This is a genomic window from Actinoplanes sp. NPDC049548, from assembly GCF_040676695.1.
Taxonomy (GTDB): domain Bacteria; phylum Actinomycetota; class Actinomycetes; order Mycobacteriales; family Micromonosporaceae; genus Actinoplanes.
The window spans coordinates 74,754-96,054 of the sequence record NZ_JBFAPM010000019.1 but is presented as its reverse complement, the minus strand read 5'-3'; the positions used below and the strand labels follow the sequence as shown (position 1 = coordinate 96,054).

Annotated in this window: 21 protein-coding genes; 6 read left to right on the top strand and 15 right to left on the bottom strand. The window is 71.3% G+C overall.

Annotation, left to right across the window (positions count from 1 at the left end; all coding sequences use genetic code 11):
* Window positions 1–17 precede the first annotated feature (17 nt).
* Window positions 18–872 (bottom strand): hypothetical protein, encoded by an 855-nt coding sequence (locus AB0J80_RS30085; protein ID WP_364711534.1) that lies wholly within the window; start codon window positions 870–872, stop codon window positions 18–20.
* On the opposite strand from AB0J80_RS30085, the gene AB0J80_RS30080 reads away from it, so the two are divergent.
* Window positions 858–1,523: a DedA family protein gene (locus tag AB0J80_RS30080; protein ID WP_364711532.1), complete on the top strand. Its 666-nt coding sequence runs from the start codon at window positions 858–860 to the stop codon at window positions 1,521–1,523. The two genes, AB0J80_RS30085 and AB0J80_RS30080, sit on opposite strands and share 15 nt — an antisense overlap.
* Window positions 1,524–1,556: 33 nt before the next feature.
* On the opposite strand, the gene AB0J80_RS30075 is transcribed toward AB0J80_RS30080, so the two are convergent.
* The 5 genes from AB0J80_RS30075 to AB0J80_RS30055 form a co-directional block, all read right to left on the bottom strand.
* Window positions 1,557–2,735 carry a glycosyl hydrolase family 18 protein gene (locus AB0J80_RS30075; RefSeq protein ID WP_364711531.1) on the bottom strand — a complete coding sequence of 393 codons (1,179 nt, stop codon included), beginning with the start codon at window positions 2,733–2,735 and terminating at the stop codon, window positions 1,557–1,559.
* 13 nt (window positions 2,736–2,748) lie between these two features.
* Window positions 2,749–4,005, bottom strand: a complete 1,257-nt coding sequence (locus tag AB0J80_RS30070; RefSeq protein WP_364711529.1) for a glycosyl hydrolase family 18 protein — start codon at window positions 4,003–4,005, stop codon at window positions 2,749–2,751.
* Between the two features lie 160 nt (window positions 4,006–4,165).
* Window positions 4,166–5,545 carry a carbohydrate-binding protein gene (locus tag AB0J80_RS30065; protein WP_364711527.1) on the bottom strand — a complete coding sequence of 460 codons (1,380 nt, stop codon included), beginning with the start codon at window positions 5,543–5,545 and terminating at the stop codon, window positions 4,166–4,168.
* 99 nt (window positions 5,546–5,644) lie between these two features.
* Window positions 5,645–6,304, bottom strand: a complete 660-nt coding sequence (yidC, locus tag AB0J80_RS30060; protein ID WP_364711526.1) for a membrane protein insertase YidC — start codon at window positions 6,302–6,304, stop codon at window positions 5,645–5,647.
* Window positions 6,305–6,360: 56 nt separating this feature from the next.
* Window positions 6,361–6,645: a DUF6412 domain-containing protein gene (locus AB0J80_RS30055; RefSeq protein ID WP_364711525.1), complete on the bottom strand. Its 285-nt coding sequence runs from the start codon at window positions 6,643–6,645 to the stop codon at window positions 6,361–6,363.
* Between the two features lie 58 nt (window positions 6,646–6,703).
* Between AB0J80_RS30055 and AB0J80_RS30050 the strand changes: the two genes are divergently transcribed.
* From AB0J80_RS30050 to AB0J80_RS30040, 3 genes are all read left to right on the top strand, one after another.
* On the top strand, window positions 6,704–7,870 hold the full coding sequence (locus tag AB0J80_RS30050; protein WP_364711522.1) for a glutamate--cysteine ligase: 1,167 nt from the start codon (window positions 6,704–6,706) through the stop codon (window positions 7,868–7,870).
* Window positions 7,867–9,246: an FAD-dependent oxidoreductase gene (locus tag AB0J80_RS30045; protein WP_364711521.1), complete on the top strand. Its 1,380-nt coding sequence runs from the start codon at window positions 7,867–7,869 to the stop codon at window positions 9,244–9,246. Before AB0J80_RS30050 ends, AB0J80_RS30045 begins: the two co-directional genes overlap by 4 nt.
* A 214-nt stretch (window positions 9,247–9,460) precedes the next feature.
* Complete coding sequence (locus tag AB0J80_RS30040) at window positions 9,461–10,909, top strand: polysaccharide deacetylase family protein (protein ID WP_364711519.1); 1,449 nt, start codon at window positions 9,461–9,463, stop codon at window positions 10,907–10,909.
* Here AB0J80_RS30040 and AB0J80_RS30035 read toward each other — a convergent pair.
* The 3 genes from AB0J80_RS30035 to AB0J80_RS30025 form a co-directional block, all read right to left on the bottom strand.
* Complete coding sequence (locus AB0J80_RS30035) at window positions 10,894–11,706, bottom strand: DNA-formamidopyrimidine glycosylase family protein (protein ID WP_364711516.1); 813 nt, start codon at window positions 11,704–11,706, stop codon at window positions 10,894–10,896. The two genes, AB0J80_RS30040 and AB0J80_RS30035, sit on opposite strands and share 16 nt — an antisense overlap.
* Window positions 11,707–11,793: 87 nt before the next feature.
* Complete coding sequence (locus AB0J80_RS30030) at window positions 11,794–12,600, bottom strand: hypothetical protein (protein WP_364711513.1); 807 nt, start codon at window positions 12,598–12,600, stop codon at window positions 11,794–11,796.
* A 117-nt stretch (window positions 12,601–12,717) separates the two neighbouring features.
* Window positions 12,718–13,521 (bottom strand): hypothetical protein, encoded by an 804-nt coding sequence (locus tag AB0J80_RS30025; RefSeq protein WP_364711510.1) that lies wholly within the window; start codon window positions 13,519–13,521, stop codon window positions 12,718–12,720.
* Window positions 13,522–13,687: 166 nt separating this feature from the next.
* Between AB0J80_RS30025 and AB0J80_RS30020 the strand changes: the two genes are divergently transcribed.
* Complete coding sequence (locus tag AB0J80_RS30020; protein WP_364711508.1) at window positions 13,688–13,981, top strand: 4a-hydroxytetrahydrobiopterin dehydratase; 294 nt, start codon at window positions 13,688–13,690, stop codon at window positions 13,979–13,981.
* A 79-nt stretch (window positions 13,982–14,060) separates the two neighbouring features.
* Window positions 14,061–15,206: an FHA domain-containing protein gene (locus tag AB0J80_RS30015; protein ID WP_364711506.1), complete on the top strand. Its 1,146-nt coding sequence runs from the start codon at window positions 14,061–14,063 to the stop codon at window positions 15,204–15,206.
* A 76-nt stretch (window positions 15,207–15,282) separates the two neighbouring features.
* Here the strand turns inward: AB0J80_RS30015 and rocD are convergent, their stop codons facing one another.
* The 6 genes from rocD to AB0J80_RS29985 all read right to left on the bottom strand — a co-directional run bounded on the left by rocD (window position 15,283) and on the right by AB0J80_RS29985 (window position 21,130).
* Window positions 15,283–16,491 (bottom strand): ornithine--oxo-acid transaminase, encoded by a 1,209-nt coding sequence (gene rocD / locus AB0J80_RS30010; protein ID WP_364711503.1) that lies wholly within the window; start codon window positions 16,489–16,491, stop codon window positions 15,283–15,285.
* A complete protein-coding gene (gene ddaH / locus AB0J80_RS30005; RefSeq protein WP_364711500.1) occupies window positions 16,488–17,291 on the bottom strand; it encodes a dimethylargininase in 804 nt (267 codons plus the stop codon). The genes rocD and ddaH overlap by 4 nt, the downstream gene beginning before the upstream one ends.
* Before the next feature lie 301 nt (window positions 17,292–17,592).
* Window positions 17,593–18,336: a UbiA family prenyltransferase gene (locus AB0J80_RS30000; protein ID WP_364711497.1), complete on the bottom strand. Its 744-nt coding sequence runs from the start codon at window positions 18,334–18,336 to the stop codon at window positions 17,593–17,595.
* Between the two features lie 108 nt (window positions 18,337–18,444).
* Window positions 18,445–19,053, bottom strand: a complete 609-nt coding sequence (locus AB0J80_RS29995; RefSeq protein WP_364711495.1) for an ATP-dependent Clp protease proteolytic subunit — start codon at window positions 19,051–19,053, stop codon at window positions 18,445–18,447.
* Window positions 19,054–19,184: 131 nt separating this feature from the next.
* Window positions 19,185–20,282, bottom strand: a complete 1,098-nt coding sequence (locus tag AB0J80_RS29990; RefSeq protein ID WP_364711738.1) for a 1-acyl-sn-glycerol-3-phosphate acyltransferase — start codon at window positions 20,280–20,282, stop codon at window positions 19,185–19,187.
* Window positions 20,279–21,130 carry a patatin-like phospholipase family protein gene (locus tag AB0J80_RS29985; RefSeq protein WP_364711492.1) on the bottom strand — a complete coding sequence of 284 codons (852 nt, stop codon included), beginning with the start codon at window positions 21,128–21,130 and terminating at the stop codon, window positions 20,279–20,281. The genes AB0J80_RS29990 and AB0J80_RS29985 overlap by 4 nt, the downstream gene beginning before the upstream one ends.
* Window positions 21,131–21,301: the final 171 nt, after the last annotated feature.

The window sequence follows — 21,301 nt, the reverse complement described above, 5'->3', positions numbered from 1 at the left end:
CGTGCTCTGTAACCCCGTCACCGTCCGGCGAAACGCGGGAGCTTGTCGCGCAGGACGAAGCCACCCAGGACGGTCACGGCGGCCAGCACGGGCACTGCTGCGGCCTCGGCGAACCACGTCTGCGCGAACAGCACCGCCGGCAGGGTCGCCAGCAGCACGAGAACGGGGCGGCGTACGCCGGCATCCAGCCGGCGCAGGCCGGCCGGCAGCACCACCGCGGCCACCGGATATCCGAACAGTGGCAGCCAGGGCGGGCGCGTCTGCCACGGCTCGCCGGCGACGGCGCCGGCCAGCATGATGCCGCCGACAGAGGTCAGCGCGCCCCACCGCCCGAGCAGCAGTACCGGCTTCCGCGCCCGGCGGACCACCACCAGAAGGAGGGCGATCAGGGGCGCGAGCACCAGGAGCCGGCCCATCGCGACCCAGCGCCATTCGTCGGACCAGGATCCGATCATCGCGATCTCGCCCGCGGTGGCGACGACCGCGAGCGCCGCACCGGTACGACGTAGCCCGGCGAAGAGCACGATGACGACGAGGAGCCACCCGAGGGCGCGGATCTGCACGTCCCACAGGAGCGTGCGCGGCTGGTCGGGGGTGTCCGCGGGCCACACCATCCACATGTGGAGGCTCATCCGCCGCAGGGCGATCGCGGCCGGCACCGTCGCCGCCAGCAGTCCGGCCACTCCGGCGGCGTCGCGCCACCGCATGTCGCGCAGGCCGCGGACGCCGGGTCTGAGGTGCGCCACCAGCCCGGACCACAGCAGGTCGGCGGCCTCGGCCGGGGTCGGCCGGCGCTGACCGCTGACGGGTACATACGCGAGACGGTTCGTACCGTCGATGGCGGGTACCAGAAGTCCATGAGCGTGCCGCACGTCCTCGCCGCGGAGACCGATCTGGGCAACCTCGGCGGGCTGACCGGCTGGGTCGCCTCGGTGATCGAGTCCCTGGGCGCCGTGGGCGTGGGCCTGCTCGTCGCTCTCGAGAACCTCATCCCGCCGATTCCGAGCGAGATCGTGCTCTCCATGGCCGGCTATCTCGCGAGCGAGGGCCGGGTCAACCTGATCCTGGTGACGGTGGCGGCGACCGCCGGCTCGGTGCTGGGTGCGCTGGCGCTCTACTGGCTCGGGTACGCGCTCGGCGAGGACCGCCTGCGCCGCTGGCTCGACCGCATCCCGCTGGTGGACGCGGACGACCTGGACACCGCGGACCGGTGGTTCGAGCGGCACGAACGTGGCGCCGTCCTCTTCGGGCGGATGGCGCCGGTGGTGCGCAGCCTGATCTCGATCCCGGCCGGCGCCAACCACATGCCGCTCGGGCAGTTCACGCTCTTCACCACGATCGGCAGCGGCGTCTGGAACTGCATCTTCGTCGGCGCCGGGTACGCGCTCGGCTCACGCTGGCAGAACGTCGAGCAGTACAGCAACTGGATCAACTACGGCGTCTGGGCGTTGATCGTGCTGGCCGTCGGCAACTGGGTCGTCAAGAAGGTCCGCAAACGCCGCCGCGCGGCCGCGGATCGCTGAGATCCACGGCCGCACGGACGTCCCTGAGGAGGGTCAGAAGCCGGCGCTGATCCGGGTGAACTCCCAGTCGGACTGGGCGATGCCGGAGCAGTTGGACACCACGCCGCCGCCGGGGCAGCCACGGTCCCGGTTGACCGCCCAGAACGTGAAGCGGGCGAAGCCCTTGCTCTTGGCGTAGTCGCGGATCTGGGTCCACGTGGCCGGGGTGGTCAGCTCCTGCTGGTCGGAGAGGCCGTTCATGCCGGAGATGCCCATGTGCGAGTACGCCTGCGCGTCGTCGTAGCCGAAGGTGGTCTTGAGCAGGTTCTTCAGGCCCTCGGACGCGTTCACCGTGCTCTGGTACATGTTCGCGCCGCCGCCGAAGTCGAACGGCATCTGGGTGAAGATGTCGATGTTCGCGCCGAGCGCCTTGGCCTGCTGGACGAGCCGGGTGCCGTAGTAGGACGGGCCGGAGGTCGTGGTGCCGAAGGTCAGGATCGTCTTCACGGACGAGTTGCGCTGCTTGACGATCTTCAGGGCGTTGAGGATGCGGTCCTGGACGACCGTGTTCTCGAACTCGTCGGTGTTCTCGATGTCGATGTCGATCGCCTTGAGGCCGAAGGTGTCGATGACCTTCTGGTACGCGCCGGCGAGCGCCTCGGGCGTCGAGCAGTTCGGGCCGAGCTTGTTGCCCTGCCAGCCGCCGATCGACGGGACCACGCTGCCGCCGGCCGACTTGATCGCGTTGATCGTGCTCTCGTGCACGCCGCCGGTGAGGCCACCCTCGCCGTCCCAGACCGGGTTACAGCCGTTGGCCAGGACGAAGGCGATGGTGAACGCCTTGATGCCGGTCGCGTTCATCACCGTCGACGGCGCCGGCGGGTTGCCCCAGCCGGGGTAGATGTACGGCGACGACGCCATCTTGGTGCCGGTGGTGGGCGGCGGGTCGGTCGGGTCGGTGGGAGGAGGCGTGGTGCCGCCACAGGCCCCGTTGTCCGCCCACACGTCCCACTGGCCGCTGTGCGTGGCCGGGCTCTCGTTCTGCGTCCACCACTTCGCGGTGTAGTTGTGGCCGGACTGCGAGGCGGTCATGCCGTTGGTGTAGACGGCGCTCGCGCTCCAGGCGGGGGCACAGGCCACGGCGGCGTTGGACGCGGTCATCGGGATGACCGCGGCGGCGGTTCCGGTCAGGGCCACGGCGAGGGCGGCCAGGTATCTCATCTTCAGTCGCATGGGGATTCTCCGGTCAGGGCAGGGCGTGGACGTGGGGGGAGACGGCGTTGGCCCATCCGTTGCCGGCGGTGACGTCCCAGTTGATGGACCAGGTCATCGCGCCACGGAGGCCGGGGTAGGTGTGCGGCGGCCGGAAGGAGCCGCAGTTGGTGCCACGGGCCAGGCAGTCCAGTGCCTGGTTGACGACCGACGGGGAGACGTAGCCGCCGCCGGCCGCGCTGCTCGTCGCCGGCAGCCCGATCGCGACCTGGTCGGGGCGCAGGCCGGCCTCGAGCTGGATGCAGGTCAGGGCGACGATGAAGTTGACCGTGCCCTGGCCGTACGCGGCGTTGTTGTCGCACCCGAGCATCGCGCCCGAGTTGTAGAACTGCGTGTGGACGACCGTCAGGATGTCCTTGATGTCGAGCGCGAGCTTGAAGTACGAGCCCGCCGGGTTCTGCATGTCGATGGTCTGCGGCGCCATCGTGATGATCAGGCTCGCGCCCACCTTGGCTCGCAGGCTCCGCAGCGCCTGGGCCATGTAGGTCGGGTTGAGGCCGTTCTCGAGGTCGATGTCGACGCCGTCGAAGCCGTACGTCTGGATCAGCGAGTGCACCGAGTTGGCGAAGTTGGTGGCCGCGGCCGAGTCGCTGACCGACACCGAGCCCTTCTCGCCGCCGACCGAGATGACGACCTTCTTGCCGCGCGAGTGCAGCGTCGCCACGTCCGCCTTGAACTGGGCGTCGGTGTAGCCGCCGACGCTGGCCGACAGGCCCGGGTCGATGTGGAAGGAGACCGCGCCGGGGGTGCTCGTGGCGTCGGCGAAGGCCACCGCGATCAGGTCGTAAGTGTTCGGCACCGCGGCGAGCTTGATCTCGTTCGCCGGGTTGTCGAAGTTCTGCCAGTAGCCGGTGACGAAGTGCGACGGCAGCGGGCCGGCGGGCGGCGGTGTGGTCGGGGGCGTGGTGGGCGGTGTGGTCGGGGGCGTGTTGGGAGGGGTCGTCGGGGGCGTCGTGGGCGGAGTGGTCGGGGGCGTGGTGCCTCCGCAGGTGCCATTGTCGGCCCAGACGTCCCACTGACCGCTATGGGTCGCCGGGCTCTCATTCTGGGTCCACCACTTAGCCGTGAAGTTGTGGCCGGACTGCGAAGCGGTCATTCCGTTGGTGTAAACCGCCGTTGAACTCCAAGCGGGGGCGCAGGCGGCTGCGGCGCTGGCCGACGAGCCTATGTAGACGGCGGAGCCGGCGGCAGCCAGCAGGGCTGCCGTGGCGAGGAGGAAGGATCGGCGCATGGGGGTGGGCCTTCCACGGGTGCCAAGGTGGGTTGGCCAATTATTAGGAGTGTTAACAGAGGAAGTAAAGGCATCCGTGAACTTAACTTTCTATTAAGCGCCAGGGCCGGAAGTGCTGGTAGCGCTCCCGGCCCTTCCGCGTACGTATTGAAGAAAGTCGCTACCTGCGGAACTGGAACCAGTTGACGTTCACGAAGTCGGCGGGCTGCCCACTGGTGAAGGTGAGGAAGACGGTGTGCCGTCCGGTCACGTTCGCCGCACCACCCGCAACCGAGCGCCACGACTGCCAGCCGCCGGTGTTCGCGAGCGCGAAGGAGCCGATCGGCGCGTTGCTGCGGCTGTCGATGCGCACCTCGACCAGGCCGCTCACTCCCCCGGCCGCGCCGGATGCCACGCGGCCCACGAAGTCGCGGACGCCGCCCGTACCGAACTCGACGCCGTTGTACTGCAGCCAGTCGCCGTTGCTGAGCCAGCCGACGTCCTCGCCACCCTCGGAGCACGCCTCCTTGCCCACGGCGGACGCGGCGTCGTACGACTCGGCCTGGATCGTGCCGTACGCGTCCCGCGAGCCACCCGTCGGCGGCGGGTCGGTCGGCGGCGGTGTGGTGCCACCGCCGCGGCTGTACACGGCCACGTAGTCCACGAGCATCGGACGGCCCGAGGCGGTCGAGCCGGTCGGGGTCGCCGAGCCGGCCACGCCGTTCGGGAAGGCGCCGCCCATCGCCACGTTGAGGAGGATGAAGTAGCCGGCGTGCCCGGTCATGTTCGTCCAGTGCGGCTCACCGATCTGGCTCTGGCTGACCGAGTGGAACTGCTGGCCGTCGACGTACCAGCGCATCTGGTTGGGGCTGACGCTGCGGTCCCACTCGAAGGCGTACGTGTGGAAGGCCGACTGGCAGCTCGACCCGGGGCACGCCCGGTTGGTGCCGATGCCCAGCGTCTCGTTGCAGGGCCCGCCCGGGTTCACGCCGCAGTGCAGCACGCCCCAGACGGCGTTGATGCCGTTGACGTTCTCCATGACGTCGAACTCGCCGACCGACGGCCAGTTCTGGTAGTTCCCGCGGTACGGCGCGCCGAGGGCCCAGAAGGCGGGCCAGTAGCCGGCGGCCTCGGCACCGGTCACGTTGGGCATCTGGATCCGGCCCTCGATGCGTAGCACCCCGCCGTCCGGCGCCTTGAAGTTGCTGCGCTGGGTCTCGATCCGCGCGGAGGTCCACTGACCGGAGCCGCTGCGGATCGGCGTGATGCGCAGGTTGCCGGCACCGTCCTGCGAGAGGTTGCTGGTGCTGTTCGTGTAGGTCTGGATCTCCCCGGTGCCCCACTGCGCCGGCCCGCCGGGGTAGCTGGTGCCGGTGTCGATGATCCAGTTGGCGGAGCTGGGGAGGGTGTTGGCCGGCCCGGTGAAGTCGTCGGCCCATATCTGCGTCCACCCGGAGGGCACCGGGGGCAGGGCGGCCTGGGCGGACACGGCGGCAGCGGTGGATGCGGTGAGGGCGGCGGTGACCGCCGCGGCGGCGAGGATACGGCGACGAATTCTCATGACGACGCCTCCCAGGGCAGTCGTGACAGACGAGAGAGCGCTCTCAGAAAGTTTCCTGGGTGTTACGGCGAGTTGTCAACATTAAGAACTGTCGATTCGTCACCGGCGCATGACCAGCTGTTCCAGCGCCGTCCAGGCGGCGGATGTGACGAGATACAGACCGCCGGCCAGCGGCAGCCAGGCCACCGCCGCCACGCTCAGGTACGGCAGCTTGGTCATGATCGCGCCGAGCGGGTTGTCCGCCGGCATCAGCCGCCGCGCCCGCCGCGACGACCACCACGCCAGCAGCCCGGCGAGGACGAGCAGCACCGCGAAGACAGGAAGACCCGCCGCAAGGTGCGCGGTCAGCGGTACGCCGAACAACTGCCCCGCGAGGACTCCGGTGGGCGCACCGGCACCGGGCTGCACCACGTGGTACATGAGCATGAAGAACGGCGCCTGGGCGAGCGCGGGCAACAGAGCGGCGAACGGACTGGCCCCGTTCGCACGCTGCAGCGCGAGTGTCTCGGTGGCAAGCCGGACCGGATCGTCGCGGTGCCGCTCGCGCAGGACGGCGAGCTCCGGCGCCAGGGCGGCGCCCCGCTTCGCGGAACGGACCTGCAGCCACGTGAGCGGGCTGATGAGCAGACGGACGGCGACGGTGAACACGACGATGGCCAGGGCGGCGGCGAACGTACCGGTGGCCGGGGCGAGGAAGGCGGCGAGACCCTCGAGGGCGGAATGCGCGACACCGGTGACGGCGTCCAGCGCAGACGACATGGACATGGGCGTACCCCTGCGGTCTGAGAGTGACAAGACGCGGAGGTGGCCGGGCCCTAGCGGAGCGCGACCACCGGGGACGCCGCGGGTGCCCTTGGACGCGGCCGCCCGGCCGCGTCCGGATCGAGCAGGCGGGGCAGGGGCCGGCTCCCGGACCGTCCACGTGGGGCACAGGCGCGGGTGGCGACCCGCGGCGGCGACGCCGGCAGACCGGCCGCCGCGGCCACCACGAGCAGGGCCGCCGCGACCACGGCGAGCCCGAGCAGCAGGTGCGGGGACGAGGTCGCGGGGCCCGGCAGGGCGACAAGAGCCCAGAACCCCAGCAGCAGCACGAATCTCACGCTACGCCTGTAAGGCAACACTCGTTTTCCCGCGATCGACGGAGGGTACTTGCGGCGCATGGCGACACCGGGGACTGCGGCGGAGACAACCACGATCTCCGAGGAGCTGGCCGACGAGGCACAGGCTCAGGGGTTGCTGACCCTTGGCGTGGAAGAGGAATACCTCCTGGTCGACGCGGTGGAACCCCGCGCGGTCGAGGCGGTCGAGGAGGTCTTCGACCACCTCGGCGAGGATGTGCGCGACTCGGTCCAGCACGAGTACATGCGCAGCCAGATCGAGACGGCCAGCCCGCCGCAGCTGGAGCTGGGCAGCCTCTTCGACGCGATGAGGCGGCTGCGCGCCGGCCTCGCCACCGCGGCGCAGGCGGCGGGCGCCCGCATCGTGGCGGTCGGTGCGGCACCGGCCTCCGGTCCGCACACGCGGGTGGTCGACAAGCCGCGCTACCACCGGATGCGGGAACGCTTCGGCGACCTCTCCCCCGGCGCCGGCCTCAACGGCATGCACGTACACGTCAGCGTCCCCGACCCGGAGACCGGCGTGCAGGTCCTCAACCACCTGCGGCCCTGGCTGCCGATCTTGCAGGCGGCGACGGCCAACTCGCCCTTCTTCGGCGGCCGCGACACCGGGTACGCGAGCTGGCGCTCGATGCTGTGGGAACGCTGGCCCACGGTCGGCCCCACGCCGTACCTGGAATCCCACGAGCACTACGAGACGATGATCTCGGACCTCGAGGCGAGCGGCGCGATGCTCGACGAGGGAATGCTCTACTGGTACGCCCGGCTGTCCGCGAACTACCCCACGGTCGAGATCCGTATGGGCGACGTGTGCCCCTCGCTGGACGACACCATCCTGCTGGCCGCCCTCGCCCGCGCGCTGGTGGGCACGATCCTGGGTGACGTCCACGACGGCAAGCAGGCCCCGGACGTGCCGCACCCGCTGTTGCGCGCCGCGCACTGGCGGGCGGCGCACGACGGCCTGGAGGGTCTCAACATCGACATGGCCACCCGGGAGCCGCGCCCGGCCTGGCGGCTGATGCGGCAGCTCTTCGACTACGTCCGCCCCGAGCTCGAGCGCCACGGCGACCTGGAGCTGGCCACGGTGCTGATGGGCCGGCTGCGGGCGCACGGCACCGGCTCGGCCCGCCAGCGTGCCCTGCTGTCCCAGAACGGCACGATCTCCGACGTGGTCGACTGGCTGGCCCGGACCACCGCGGGCGAGCGGTGAGGCTGGTCGTCATCGGCGGGGATGCCGCGGGGATGTCCGCGGCCTCCCAGGCGCGCAAGCGCAAGGGTCCGGACGAGCTCGAGATCGTCGCGTTCGAACGGGGCCACTACACCTCGTACTCCGCCTGCGGGATCCCGTACTGGATCGGCGGGGCGGTGACCGACCGCGACGCCCTGATCGCCCGGGACCCCGCCGCCTTCGCGAAGGCGGGCATCGCCGTACGCCTGCGGCACGAGGTCGTGGCGATCGACCTGGACCGGCGCGAGGTGATCGCCCGGGACCTCGACGGCGGCGGCGAACACCGCGAGGGCTTCGACGAGCTCGTGTACGCGGCCGGCGCCGTCCCGGTCACCCCGGACTGGGCCCGCGTCGACGCCGGCGGGGTCTTCGGCGTGCAGACCCTCGACGACGGCGAGGCCATCCACGCCTGGCTCGACGAGCAACCCCGGCCGCGCCGGGCCGTCGTGATCGGCGGCGGCTACGTGGGCGTCGAGATGGCCGAGGCGATGGTCCGGCGCGGGCTGGCGGTGACCCTGCTGGAGAAGGCACCGCAGCCGATGTCCACGGTGGATCCCGACATGGGCGAACGGGTCGCGGAGGCGATCCGCGGGCTCGGCATCGAAGTGCGCACGGACACCCACGTGCAGGGCCTGGAAAGTGCGCAGGGCAGGGTCACGGCGGTGGTCACCCCGGACGGGACGCTGCCGGCCGACATCGTGGTGCTCGGTCTGGGCGTACGGCCGAACACGGCGCTCGCGGAGTCCTCGGGCATCCCGCTCGGGGTGACCGGCGGGCTGCGTACCGACCTGCAGATGCGCGTGGTGGGTCCGCGGGGGCACGTCGACGGGGTGTGGGCGGCCGGGGACTGCGTGCAGACCGTCCACCGGATCAGCGGCCAGCCCGCGCACGTACCGCTGGGCACCCACGCGAACAAGCAGGGCCGGGTGGCGGGCATCAACATCGGCGGCGGCTACGCGACGTTCCCGGGAGTCATCGGTACGGCGGTGACGAAGGTGTGCGAGCTGGAGGTCGCACGTACCGGCCTCACGGAGAAGGAGGCGACCGCGGCCGGCTTCGAGTTCGTGACCGCCTCGGTGGAGTCGACCAGCCGGGCGGGCTACTACCCCGGCGCCGGCACGATGGTCGTCAAGCTGATCGCGGAGCGGCGCACGGGCATGCTCCTCGGCGGGCAGATCGTCGGGCGCGAGGAGGCCGCCAAGCGCATCGACTCCTTGGCGATAGCGGTCTGGAACCGCATGACGGTGGAGGAGATGACGGCCCTCGATCTCAGCTACGCGCCGCCGTTCTCCCCGGTCTGGGACCCGGTGCTGATCGCGGCGCGCAAGGCGACGGACGAGGTCCACGCGTCGCGCTGACCCCGTTCGGGAGGCACCGTCCGAACTGTCTTCATGATTCAGAACCGATCTCGAGCCTTCTACCTGCGGTGATTACTTTCGGCCACCTAGTGATCACGAATGCGGTCTCGTTTTCGATCTTGCCGCAGGGTAGGCATGACGGATGCCGCCGCAATCCCCCGAAAGTACGGCGCCGCAGCAAGGCTCGCGACACGCGGCCGGACCGGCTTCGCGCGTGCGCGTGGACGCGCTGACCGGCGGCACCGGCGGCTTCCCGCACGTGACCGTGCTCGACGGCGAGACCACCCTGGGCCGGCACCGGCGACCGGAGTCGCTGGCCGACCCGACCGTCCTGCGTGCCCCCTCGACCGAGCGGAGAGCGGGCGGCCGGCGCCCGGCGCTGGGCCTCACGCCGCGCTCGTCCTCCCCTCGCGCGGCCTCCCGCGCCGGCTCTTCCCGCGGCGCCTCTGGCGACCCGGCCCCTTCGCGCGCGGCGCGGCGTCCCCGCGGCCGGCATGCCGCCGCCGACCAGCTCGCCATCACCGTGCGGCCGCTGCCCGCGGTGCGCGTGGCCGCCGGCGCGGTGCGTGACTGGGCCCTCGCCGACAGCGCCAAGCGACCCGCCACCGGCGCCCACCGCGCCCCCGGCACCCTGCCCATCGAGTCCTGGCTGCTCATCGGCCGGCACCGCCAGCAGGCACTGCTCGCCGCCCTCGTCGCGGTCGGTCTCACGCTCGTCGTGCTGCCGATGCGCCAGAGCGGCAACACCGACCTCAACCCGGTGAACGCCGCCGACCATGCCGCCGCGACCGCCACCAAGGCGCCCGGCAAGAAGCCGGGCAAGAACACCCCCGCCGCCCCCGCCAAGCAGGGCACACCGGCGAAGGAGGCGCCCGCCTCGGCGCCGCCCGCCGGCCGGCCGGCCGGGCCCAAACCGCCCGCCGCCACGCCGCCCGGCGGCGCCACCGAAGAGAAGCCGCCGGCCATCGTGGTGCCGGAGGGCACCGGACCGGCCCAGTCGCTGCGGACCACGGGCACGTCCACGGTGGCGCTCACCTTCGACGACGGCCCCGACCCGGTGCAGACCCCGAAGATCCTCGAACTGCTCCGCGAGAACCACGTCAAGGCGACGTTCTGCCTTGTCGGCGTGCAGGCTCAGCGGCATCCCGACATGGTCCGGCAGATCGCCGCGGACGGACACACGCTCTGCAACCACACGTGGAGCCACAGCCTGACGATCGGCAAGGACAAGCCGGAGAAGATCCAGGCGGACCTGGCCCGCACCAACGAGGCCATCCGCGCGGCGGTCCCGGACGCGGACATCCCGTTCTTCCGGGCCCCGGGCGGCAACTTCACCGACCGGCTGGTTCAGAACGCCTACGCCGACGGCATGACGTCCCTCTACTGGGAGGTCGACCCCCGCGACTGGGAACACACCGAGGACGAGGACGACGCCGCCCACGTGGAGAAGGTCGTCAAGGGCGTCCAGGACCACGTCCGGCCCGGTTCGATCGTGCTCTCCCACGACTTCAACCAGCCCGACACGATCACGGCGTACGAGAAGCTGCTGCCGTGGCTGAAGGAGAACTTCACGCTGGGCCTGCCCTCACAGCCGGAGCCGCCGGCCGCGACGCCGCCGGCCTCCGCGCCCGCCTCCGCCCCGGAGGGTCAGGAGCCGGGCTGACAGGTCGGGCACCAGTAGAGGTTGCGCCCGGCCATCGGCCCCCGCTGCACCGCGGTCCCGCAGACCAGGCAGGGCTGGCCGGGGCGGCGGTACACGTACACCTCACCACCGTGGCGGTCGACCCGCGGCGCGCGCTGCATGGCCTCCGGCGTGTGGGCGGTGTGCACCGTGTCGATGCGGCCGCGCACCACGCCCTCCTTCATCAGCGCCCGCAGGTCGTCCCACATCTCCTGCCAGCACACCGCCGAGATCGCGCGCCCCGGCTTGGTGGGGGCGAGCCCGGCCCGGAACAGCACCTCGTTGGCGTAGATCAAGCCACACCCGGCGACCACCGTCTGGTCCAGCAGGAGGGCGAACACCGGCTTGGTGCTGCTCCTGATCCGGGCGTACGCGATGAGCGGGTCCGCGTCGTCCCGCAGCGGGTCCTGTCCCAGCCGCGCCCGCAGCACCGCCACCTCGCCGGGATCGAGCACCTCGCAGGCGGTGGGGCCGCGCAGCTCGAGCCAGTGCCCTCCGCCCGCCATCCGCATCCGCACCTGGCCGACCGGCTCCGGCAGGGGCGGCACGCCGTCGGCGAACTTCCCGTAGAGGCCGAGGTGGATGTGCAGGCTCCGGTCGCCCTCGAAGTGGTGGAGCAGGTGCTTGCCGTACGCCTCGGTGTCGGCCAGCCGGCGACCGGTCAGCAGGGCCGCCCCGGCGGCGAACCGCCCCTGCGGACTGTCGACGGTGACGGCGTGGCCGGCGAACAGCTCGCGGTGACGGGCGGCGAGCCGGTGAATGGTGTGTCCCTCTGGCACGGTCCGCAACGGTAGCCGATGCATCGAGCGATCGGCCCCGCCCATGGTGAAGCCCCCGCCGGGGGCGGGGGCTTCAAGGCTTGCGGCTCAGCCGCCGAGGCTGGTGTAGAGGCTGTCCGGCGCCTCGGTGATCTCCGAGGCCGGCGGGCGCTGGGCGTCGACCGTGGTGCCGTAGTCGGTGTACAGCACCTCGAGCGGCTGGGCCTGCTGCCCGTTCACGGCCGGGAGCTGGACGGTGACGGCGGAGAGGCGGCCCTGCTCGTCCAGGCCCGCGGTGAACGGGACGTCCTGGGCCTGGGCTCCCCACGTACTGATCATCTTCTGGTCCACACCCGCCACGCCGGCGGCCTTGGTGAGGTCCAGCGTGCCCTTGTAGTTGCGGGGGTCGACCTGCTGGACGTCCGTGGTGGAGCTGAGCAGCTGCGCGGTGTTGGCCGGATCGATCTGGCCGGGACGCAGGCCGACGTTCGCGCCCTCGGGCAGGCGGGACACGTCGAGGTGGGTCCACGTGCCGGCCTTGGTGACGCCCGGGACCTGCACGTAGAGGTCCTTGTCGACCAGCAGCGTCTTGACCTGGATCTCGGTGTTGGGCCCGGTGGCCGTCAGCGTCCCGGTGCCGACACCGTGGGGCGCGTCCATGAGCCCGATCAGCTTGAGCCCGGGCCCGTTGGTCACGGTCACCTTGAAGCTGGTCGTCCCCAGCTTGGCCGCGGCGTCGGCGAGAGCCGAGGCAGCGGCCGGGTCGGCCGGACCCACGTCCGCGGACTGGCTGGGCGCGGCCGTCGCCGAGCTGCCGGCGTTCGGGGTCGCGTTCCCGTCGCCGGAACAGCCACCGATGGCGAGAGCCACCGCGGCCATCGAAGCCAGGCCCAGGCTGGCACGAGCCGTACGCATGTCGATCCTCCCTGCATCGCCGGCGTGACGAAGGCTCACCCAATGCCCGATCGTCGGCGGCGCCAAACAGCGATGGCCGGGCGGACGTCGGTCCACCCGGCCATCGACCTGCCTGGATCAGGCGTTGAGGATGCCCGAGAGCTGGCTCGGCGCCTCCTGCACCTCCGACGCCGACGGCGCCTCCACGGAGACCGGCGTACCGAAGTCGAAGTACTTCGTCGTCACCTTGCCGCCGCCCGCACCGAGGCTGCTCATGTCGAGCGTCAGCTCGACGAGGCGTCCCTCAGCGTCCTTCTTCGCCGTGAAGGGGATCTTCGTCGCCTTGTCGCCCAGCGCCTCGAGCCCCTTGTTCTTGCTGTAGCGGGGCGACTTCGTCAGGTCGAGGGTGCCCTTGAAGCCGGTGTCGCCGACGCGCTCGACCTGGGTCATGGCCGCGATCATCGCCTTGGAGCCGGCCGGGTCGTCCTTCGGCAGCTTGAAGTTGCTGCCCTCGGCGAGCTTGGTGGCGTCGATGTGCATCCAGGGCTTCGCCGAGCTGCCGCCGCCGAGCATCTTGCCCATCGAGCCGCCGAACTTCATGTAGAGGTCGTCGCCGATCTTGCGCATCTCGATCCCGGTGCCCTTGCCGAGCGCGCCCATCTCCATCGACATCTTGGCGGTGCCGGCCTTGGGGTCGGCCACACCCGTCATGCTCATGGCGCCGGCCATGTCCATGTCGATCTTCATGCTCTGCTCGCTGAGCTTCTGCGCCGCGGCGGCCAGATCGGCGGCCGCGTCCTGCTTCGCGGCCGCCTGCGTGGCCGCGACGCCCGAGCCGTTCCCGCCGTTCGTGGCCGCGGTGTCCTTCTCGGGCCCGCAGCCGGTCAGGCCGAGTGTCGCGACCAGCGCGAGTCCCGCGATCGCCAGCCGTCGATTGGTCATTGGGTTTCCTCCCCGTCCTGCCGCATGTCGGCGCCCACCGTAGCGGAACCGTGCGACATTCCGCCGGGCCGCCATCGGGCCGCTCCGGGCGCCGCCCCGGCGGAACGTGCGACATTCCGGTCGCGGTCAGCGACGGGCGGGGGCTCGCGACGACTAAGCTCGAGTCATGGGTGACCTGCTCGACGCCGACTCGGTACGCAACGCCGTGGCAGTCCTGGACGGCTGGGAGGGCGGCCCCGACTCGATCGTCCGCACCGTGGGCCTGCGCAGCTTCCCCGCGGCGATCGCGGTGGTCGACCGGGTGGCGGAGGTGGCCGAGGAGATGGACCACCACCCCGACATCGACATCCGCTGGCGCACGCTCACGTTCCGCTGCAGCACCCATTCCGCGGGCGGCGTGACGACCCGGGACATCGCCCTGGCGAACCGCATCGACCGGATCGTCGCCGACGCCTCCTGATCCACCCCTGCTTGGTCGCCGACGCCCCCAGACGGCATGATGGCCGGGGCAGTCGCACGCGTATCCAGGGGGAGGCCACGTGAGGTTCGAGGTCAGCAAGGTCCTCGACGCCATCGAAGCGCGTCTCACCACCGACCCGGCGCTCGCCCGGGCGGTGGTCGACCTCTCGGAGATCGTCCGGTACGCCGACCTCGACGGCGGTCGCCCCGCGAGCATGCTGCGGCTGGGCCTGGTCATCGACGCGCTCGGCCGGCACGTCGCCGAGGAGAACGTCCCGGTGTACGCGGTGGTCCCCCGGGGCCTGCTCTCCGACGCCGACCTGACCTCCAACGAGCGCATGGTGGTGCGCCGCTGGGCCGACGACGGCGTGGTCGAGGTGGTGCCCCAGCTCGACGACCGGGTGTTCGAGGTCGCCGAGCTGCTGGGCCTGCCGGTGCTCACGCGCAGCCGCGCCGAGCAGTTCCGCGACCGTCGCCCCTGGATCGAGGAGCCCGGCCGGCTCCTGGCCGCCGTGCCCGGCGCCGGCGGCCCGGTGCTGGTCGCGCGCATCGGCCGCGGCGAGGTGCCGGCGGTGGCCGAGCCCTCCCCGACGGGTCAGAAGCTGCTCGCCCGCGTCTGGGGCTGTCCCGAGTCGAACTGCAGCGCGTACGGCTCGGGCGGCGACCCGGACAGCCCGTTCGCCGACATGCGCAAGACCACCAGCCCGGTCTCCCAGCCGCCACCGTCGCTGCGCGGCGGCGTACCGACCTGTCCCCGGCACGGCGCCCGGTTGCGCGACGCGGGCCCGCGCCCGGCCGTCGAGGTTCTTTCGGTACGCATCGACGGCATCATCCGTCAGCGTTTCGTGGTCTCGACCGAGAACCCCGTGGTGGTGGGCCGGGCACCGGAGGGCGGCGGCGTCATGCTCGGCCAGTGGCTCAGCGACGACGCCCGCAAATGGATCAGCCGCGGCCACGTCCGGCTGGCGCTGCGCAGCGGCGAGTTGAGCGCGCAGGACGTGAGCACCAACGGCACCGGTATCCGCCCGAACGGCTCGTTCGACGACGACCAGCGGATCACCCTCAACCGCGACGAGACGCGCGCCCTCGGCCCGGACGACGTGGTCGAGCTGTACGCGAACGTGCACGTGGGCCGCGCCAAGCTGTGGAGCTCGGGCGGGGTGACGCAGCCGCACTCGGTGATGGCCGAGGCGCCCACGATGGCGATCCGCAAGTTCGAACGGTAAGAGCGGCGGCCCGAAGGCCGCCGCTCTCCACCGCCCCCCTCTCACAGGACTGCGGCCCGCTCAGCGGGGGTTGCGCTTACAGGATCGCGGCGAGCTGCGCGAGCGCGTGATCCAGGTCGGCCTCGGTGACGACCAGCGGCGGGGCGAGCCGGATCGTCGAGCCGTGGGTGTCCTTGGCCAGCACGCCGCGCTCGGCGAGGCGCTCCACGGCCTGCCGCCCGGTCAACCGCGCCGGGTCGATGTCGACACCGGCCCACAGGCCCCGCCCGCGCACGGCGAGGACACCGCGCCCGATCAGGGCGTTCAGGCCCTCGTGCAGCCGGGCGCCCAGCTCGGCGGAGCGCCGCTGGAACTCGCCGGTCTCGAGGAGCTTGACGACCTCGGTGCCGACCGCGCAGGCCAGCGGGTTGCCGCCGAACGTCGAGCCGTGCTCGCCGGGCTTGAGCACCCCGAGCACGTCCCGGTTCGCGGCGACCGCCGACACCGGCACGATGCCGCCGCCCAGCGCCTTGCCGAGCAGGTACATGTCCGGGACGACACCCTCGTGCTCGATCGCGAAGGTCTTACCCGTACGCCCCAGCCCGGACTGGATCTCGTCCGCGATGAACAGCACGTTGTTGTCGGTGCACAGCTGCCGTACGCCGGCGAGGTAGCCCGGCGGCGGAACGAGCACACCGGCCTCACCCTGGATGGGCTCGAGCAGCACGGCGACGGTGTTCGGGGTGATCGCGGCGGCGAGCGCGTCGCTGTCGCCGTACGGAACGATCGTGAAGCCGGGGGTGTACGGCCCGAAATCGTTCCGCGCGTCCGGGTCCGTCGAGAAGCTGATGATCGTCGTGGTCCGGCCGTGGAAGTTGTCCGCGGCGACGATGATCTCCGCCTGCCCGTCCGGCACGCCCTTGACCTGGTAGCCCCACTTGCGGGCAACCTTGATGCCGGTCTCGACGGCCTCGGCGCCGGTGTTCATCGGCAGCACGAGCTCCTTGCCGCACAGGTCGGCGAGGCGGTGGCAGAACTCGGCGAACTGGTCGTGCACGAACGCGCGGCTGGTCAGCGTGAGCCGGTCTAGCTGCGCGTGCGCGGCCGCGATCAGGCCGGGGTGGCGGTGACCGAAGTTCAGCGCCGAGTAGCCGGCGAGGAAGTCCAGGTAGCGGCGGCCGTCGACGTCGGTGACCCAGGCACCCTCGGCATCGGCGATCACCACGGGCAGCGGGTGGTAGTTGTGCGCCGTCCAGCGCTCGGCGTCCGCGAGCGCTCCGGGCGTACGCATGTCCAGGTCGGTCATGAACGAACCTCCAGGGTGCAGCACTTCGGTCCGCCGCCGGCCTTGCGCAGCTCGCTCACATCGACCCCGACGGTCTGGTAGCCGGCCGCCTGCAGGGCGGCGGTCAGCGCGGTGGCCTGGACCGGAAGGACAACGGTACGGCCATCGCTGACGGCGTTGAGGCCCAGGACCTCCGCGTCGGCCGGCGTGGCGATGACGGCGTTCGGGAAGAGGCGGCGCAGCACGGCCTGCGAACCCGGCGAGAACGCGGACGGCAGGTAGGCGATGTTGTTCTCGTCCAGCACGCACAGCGCGGTGTCGAGGTGGTAGTACGCCGGGTCGACCAGCTGAAGCGTGATGACCGGCCGGCCGAAGACCTCCTGGGTCTGGGCGTGCGCGGCGTGGGCGGTCCGGAAGCCGGTACCCGCGAGCAGCACGTCGCCGGCGAGCAGGATGTCGCCCTCGCCCTCATTGGTGTGCTTCGAGTCGAAGACCTGGAACCCGGCGTTCTCGAACCACGCCTTGTATGCGGGCGCCTCGTCGGCCCGCTCGGCGTCGCGGAACTGCACGGCGAGCACCTTGCCGTCGACCACGGTGGCGCCATTGGCGGCGAACACCATGTCCGGCAGGCCGGGCAGCGGGTCGATCAGGTCGACGGTGTGGCCCAGCCCGAGAAACGTCTGCCGCAGGTTCTCCCACTGACTGACGGCCAGGGCGTTGTCGTACGGCGCGGTCGGGTCCATCCACGGATTGATCCGGTACGTGACCGCGAAGTATGTGGGCCGGCACATCAGGTATCGGCGCGGGGCAGCAGTCGTCATGCGAAAACGGTAAGCGCGAAAGGCCTGCGTAAGCCCCTGACCAGCGTTGCGCACGGCGGTGAATCGTTGCGTCATCCCGCGCGTGCGCGACGATTCGTTGCACACGCGTCGGGGGCGGCGAACCGCCGCCCCCGGCCAACGTTGCGGTCCCGTCCCGAGTCGGTCGACGGTGATCGCCGATCGGCTTGTTCCCGCTCTTTCCGGCGCACCGCCGGATGATTTCGGGGCGGGACGGCTGCTGGCCGCCCCGGTTCCGAGGAGCACCGGCGGCGAATCGCCGCCGGTGAATGTCAGATACCCGTCAGAAGCGGTCCACAAACTGTGTATCAAGCCACTCTCGGAGACTGTTGACCGGCTGCATGTCGGTACCCAGCCAGGACAGCGACCCGGTGAGCGCCAGCACCCCGACGACGATGGCGGCCAATGCCAGCACCATGCCGATCAACGCGTCGGTCTTACCGGCCACGTGCCGCTTGCCGGTGGCGCGGATGCCGGCGATCGAGAGGACCAGGGCGAGCCCGGCGACGCCGATGCCGTAGCCGAGCAGCGGCCCGGAGAGCACGAGCAGGGTGCCGGCCACGCCGGTGATCAGTCCCAGGGTGGCGAGCAGGCTGGCTCGCGGCTTCGGACCGGCTTCGACCGGGCGGTCGGCGTCGCGACCGGTGTACCGCTCAGCGCCTCGGTCGATCTTCCGGTCGGCGTCGCGGTCGGCGTGCCGCGTCTTGTCGTCGTCGACGAGCGGCATGGGTGTCGTGCGGTCCCGGTCTTCGGTCCGGCGCTCCGCCGTCCGGCTCTCCTCCTGCGCGCGCCTCATCTGTGTCTGGGCGGCGCGGCTTTCTTCCGTCCGGGCGGCGGCGCGGTCCGCGGCCCGGTCGGCGGCGGCTCGCTCGGTGGCCGCGCGGTCGGCGGCTCGCTCGGTGGCCGCCCGGTCGCGGTCGGCGTCGGCCAGGTTCTCGGCGCGGCCGGCCTGGACTGCTCCGGACTTGGTGGGGGTATCGGTCTCGGCGCTGGTGTCGGACTGGCGGGAGAACGTCGGAAGCCTCACGTCAGCACCTCCTTCAAACCTTCGGGGGATGCCCTGGCTATACCCCCGCGGCCCCGAAGACACACAAACGGGCGCACGGTCACCCGTACGCCCGTTCGAGGAGAAGCGTCAGACCAGCGCGGACGTGGCGGTCACGTCCGCCGCCTTGGAGATCACGTGGTCGACGATGCCGTAGTCCTTGGCCTCCTGCGCCGTGAACCAGCGGTCCCGGTCCGAGTCGATCTCGATCTCCTCGGGGGTGTGCCCGGTGTGGAAGGCGATCCGCTCGTTCATGACCTTCTTGATGTGCAGCATGCTCTCGGCCTGGATCGCGATGTCGGCCGCGGTGCCACCGATGCCGCCGGAGAGCTGGTGCATCATCACCCGGGCGTGCGGCAGCGCGTACCGCTTGCCGGGCGTCCCGGCGCAGAGCAGGAACTGCCCCATCGACGCCGCCATCCCCATGGCGATCGTGGCCACGTCGTTCTTGATGTACTGCATCGTGTCGTACACGGCCATGCCGGCGCTGATGGACCCACCCGGCGAGTTGATGTACAGGGCGATGTCCTTCTCGCTGTCGGCGGAGGCGAGCAGCAGCATCTGGGCGCAGATGCGGTTGGTCACCTCGTCGTTGACCTCGCTGCCGAGGAAGATGATGCGCTCCCGGAGCAGCCGCTCGAAGACCTGGTCGTCAAAGGATGCGCCACCCGCCCGCATCACGAAGTCGTCAACACTCATGGACCCACCCTCTCGCACCAGCCGGAAGGGTGCGGCACCCACCCGGCATCAGACCCTCCTACCTTCCCCGGTAACGACCGCCACGCCCAGCGATTCCCCTGAGGGCGAAAGGCGAACGACCATGCACTCACTCAGCCGGGCGCCGTCCCGGAGCGGCGGGCACGCCCGTGCCGGTCTCGCCTGTCGTGGCGGGCGGCCCAGTCGGTGCCGAGTGGGCGCGCCAGGGGCCGGTGCTCGTCGATCCAGGCGTCGATGCGGGCCCACCAGTCGTACAGCCAGGTGACCCGCTCCTCCTCGCCGGCCGGGATCTCCTCCGGCGGCACGCTCCAGAATCGCATGATGAGCTGCTTGTCCATGGGCAGCTCCCGCCACACGTCGCCCACGGTGATCAACTTGTCGAGGCCGGTGTGGGCCACGAAGATCACGCCGGCGTCCGGGGCCGCGTCGATGGCCGCGAGCAGGCCGCCCGGCTTCGGCGGGAGGAGGTTGCGCAGGTTCTCCGCCCGTACGGCCATGGTCTCGAGACCGCGGTCACGCAACCGGTCGATCGCACGCAGGCGACGGTGCGGGGTGAAGTTTCCGCCCTCGGGGAAGATGACGAAGGCGTCGTTGTGGTCGAGGCCGGTCGCCAGGCCCCCGACGTGCTGCTCGAGGTCGGCCACGCCGGGACGGCCCGGGCTGATGAACCTGTTGGGCAGGCGGTTCAGCAGGATGTCCACCGCCGGGTCCCACTGGAGGGTGGCCTTGAGCACGATACGCGGCTCGCGTTCGAACCAGTTGACCAGCGCATGGATCAGGACGAAAGAGTCCCCCGGCCCCGCGTGCCGGCTGACCACGATCTCGGGACGGCCGGGCATGCCCGTGTCCGGGTCGGTGCCGACGACGTCGATGCTGAGGTGCAGGGACCACTTCGCCACCCAGAACAGCGCGCGGAGGAACGCACCGGTCAGCACGTAGTGCGCCCGCTGGAACGCCGGCGTACGGATCTTCCATCCGAAGCCGGACGCCACCCACAGCACGGCGAGGCCGACGAGGGCCGCCGCGTCCCAGACGATGTAGACGATGCCGAGGAACGCCAGACGCGGCAGCCGCAGGTGACCCGCGACGAACGGCGAGGCCGCGAGGGCCAGCAGGAGCCACACCGGCAGCGTGGTCAGCAGCACGACCGCAAGGATCACCACCGACGGTGCGATGACCAGCCGACGGACCCACTGCGGCGCGAGCATCAGGCGCCGTCGCTCGGAGCGGGCGAGACGTTCGCGGCCAGATAACGCCGGGAAGCCGTGTACGCCCGGCTGATCCGGCGCCCCGCGGCCGCCATGTCCCGGTATGCCCACGGGGAGTCGTCCCGGCTCTCACCGCCACCGGTAGGTAGGACGTGCACCCGCACATCGTCGGGCAACGACGCAAGCTCGCGCGCGAACCGATGCCGCCGAGCGATCTCGAAGGCCACCTGCGCCACCTCCCACGGCCGCCGGGGCACGGTGAGCGGGCGTTCGATCCGGCCGACCTGCAGCACGAAGATCAGCTTCGCCCCGATCCGGACCGCCTCCCCGATCGGGATGGAGTTGACGATGCCGCCGTCGACGAAATGCTCCCCGCCGATCTCCATCGGAGGCAGCAACCCCGGCACCGACGACGAGGCGAGCACGGCGTCAACCAACGGACCACTGTCGAACCAGTGCTCGGCGGCCCGCTCGATGCTGGCGGCGCAGCACCGGAACGGCACCTTGAGGTCGGCGAACGCGGCCTGCTCACCCAGCTCCGCCCCGAGCAGGCGCCGCAGCGGCAGCGGCGAGTGCAGGTGCGTGCGAGCGGCGAACCTCCTGAGCTGCCGGGCGAGCGAGTCGCCGTACACCTCGGCGGCCTCGGGCGACGACCAGAGCCGCACCAGGCGATCGGTCACGGCCTCGCTCGGATCGGCGGCGACCAGAGCCCCGTTGACGGCGCCGATCGAGGTGCCCACGACGACGTCGGGCCGGTAGCCGGCCCGGAAGAGCGCCCGCAGCATGCCGACCTGGACGGCACCGAGAACCCCGCCACCACCCAGCACGAACGCGACCGGCTTGTCGACCATGCAGCCATCGTTCCACGTCGCGGGGGTGCGGAGACCGTTGTCCACAGGGGCGGAATGATCTCGATTTCCCCTGCCATCATCAGCCCGCAGCCGCAGCGGGCTCATCGGGCGGCCCGACCGAGCGGAAACGCGCCGCCCGGCCGGCCGGGGCCGGTGTGCGGGCGACGCGCG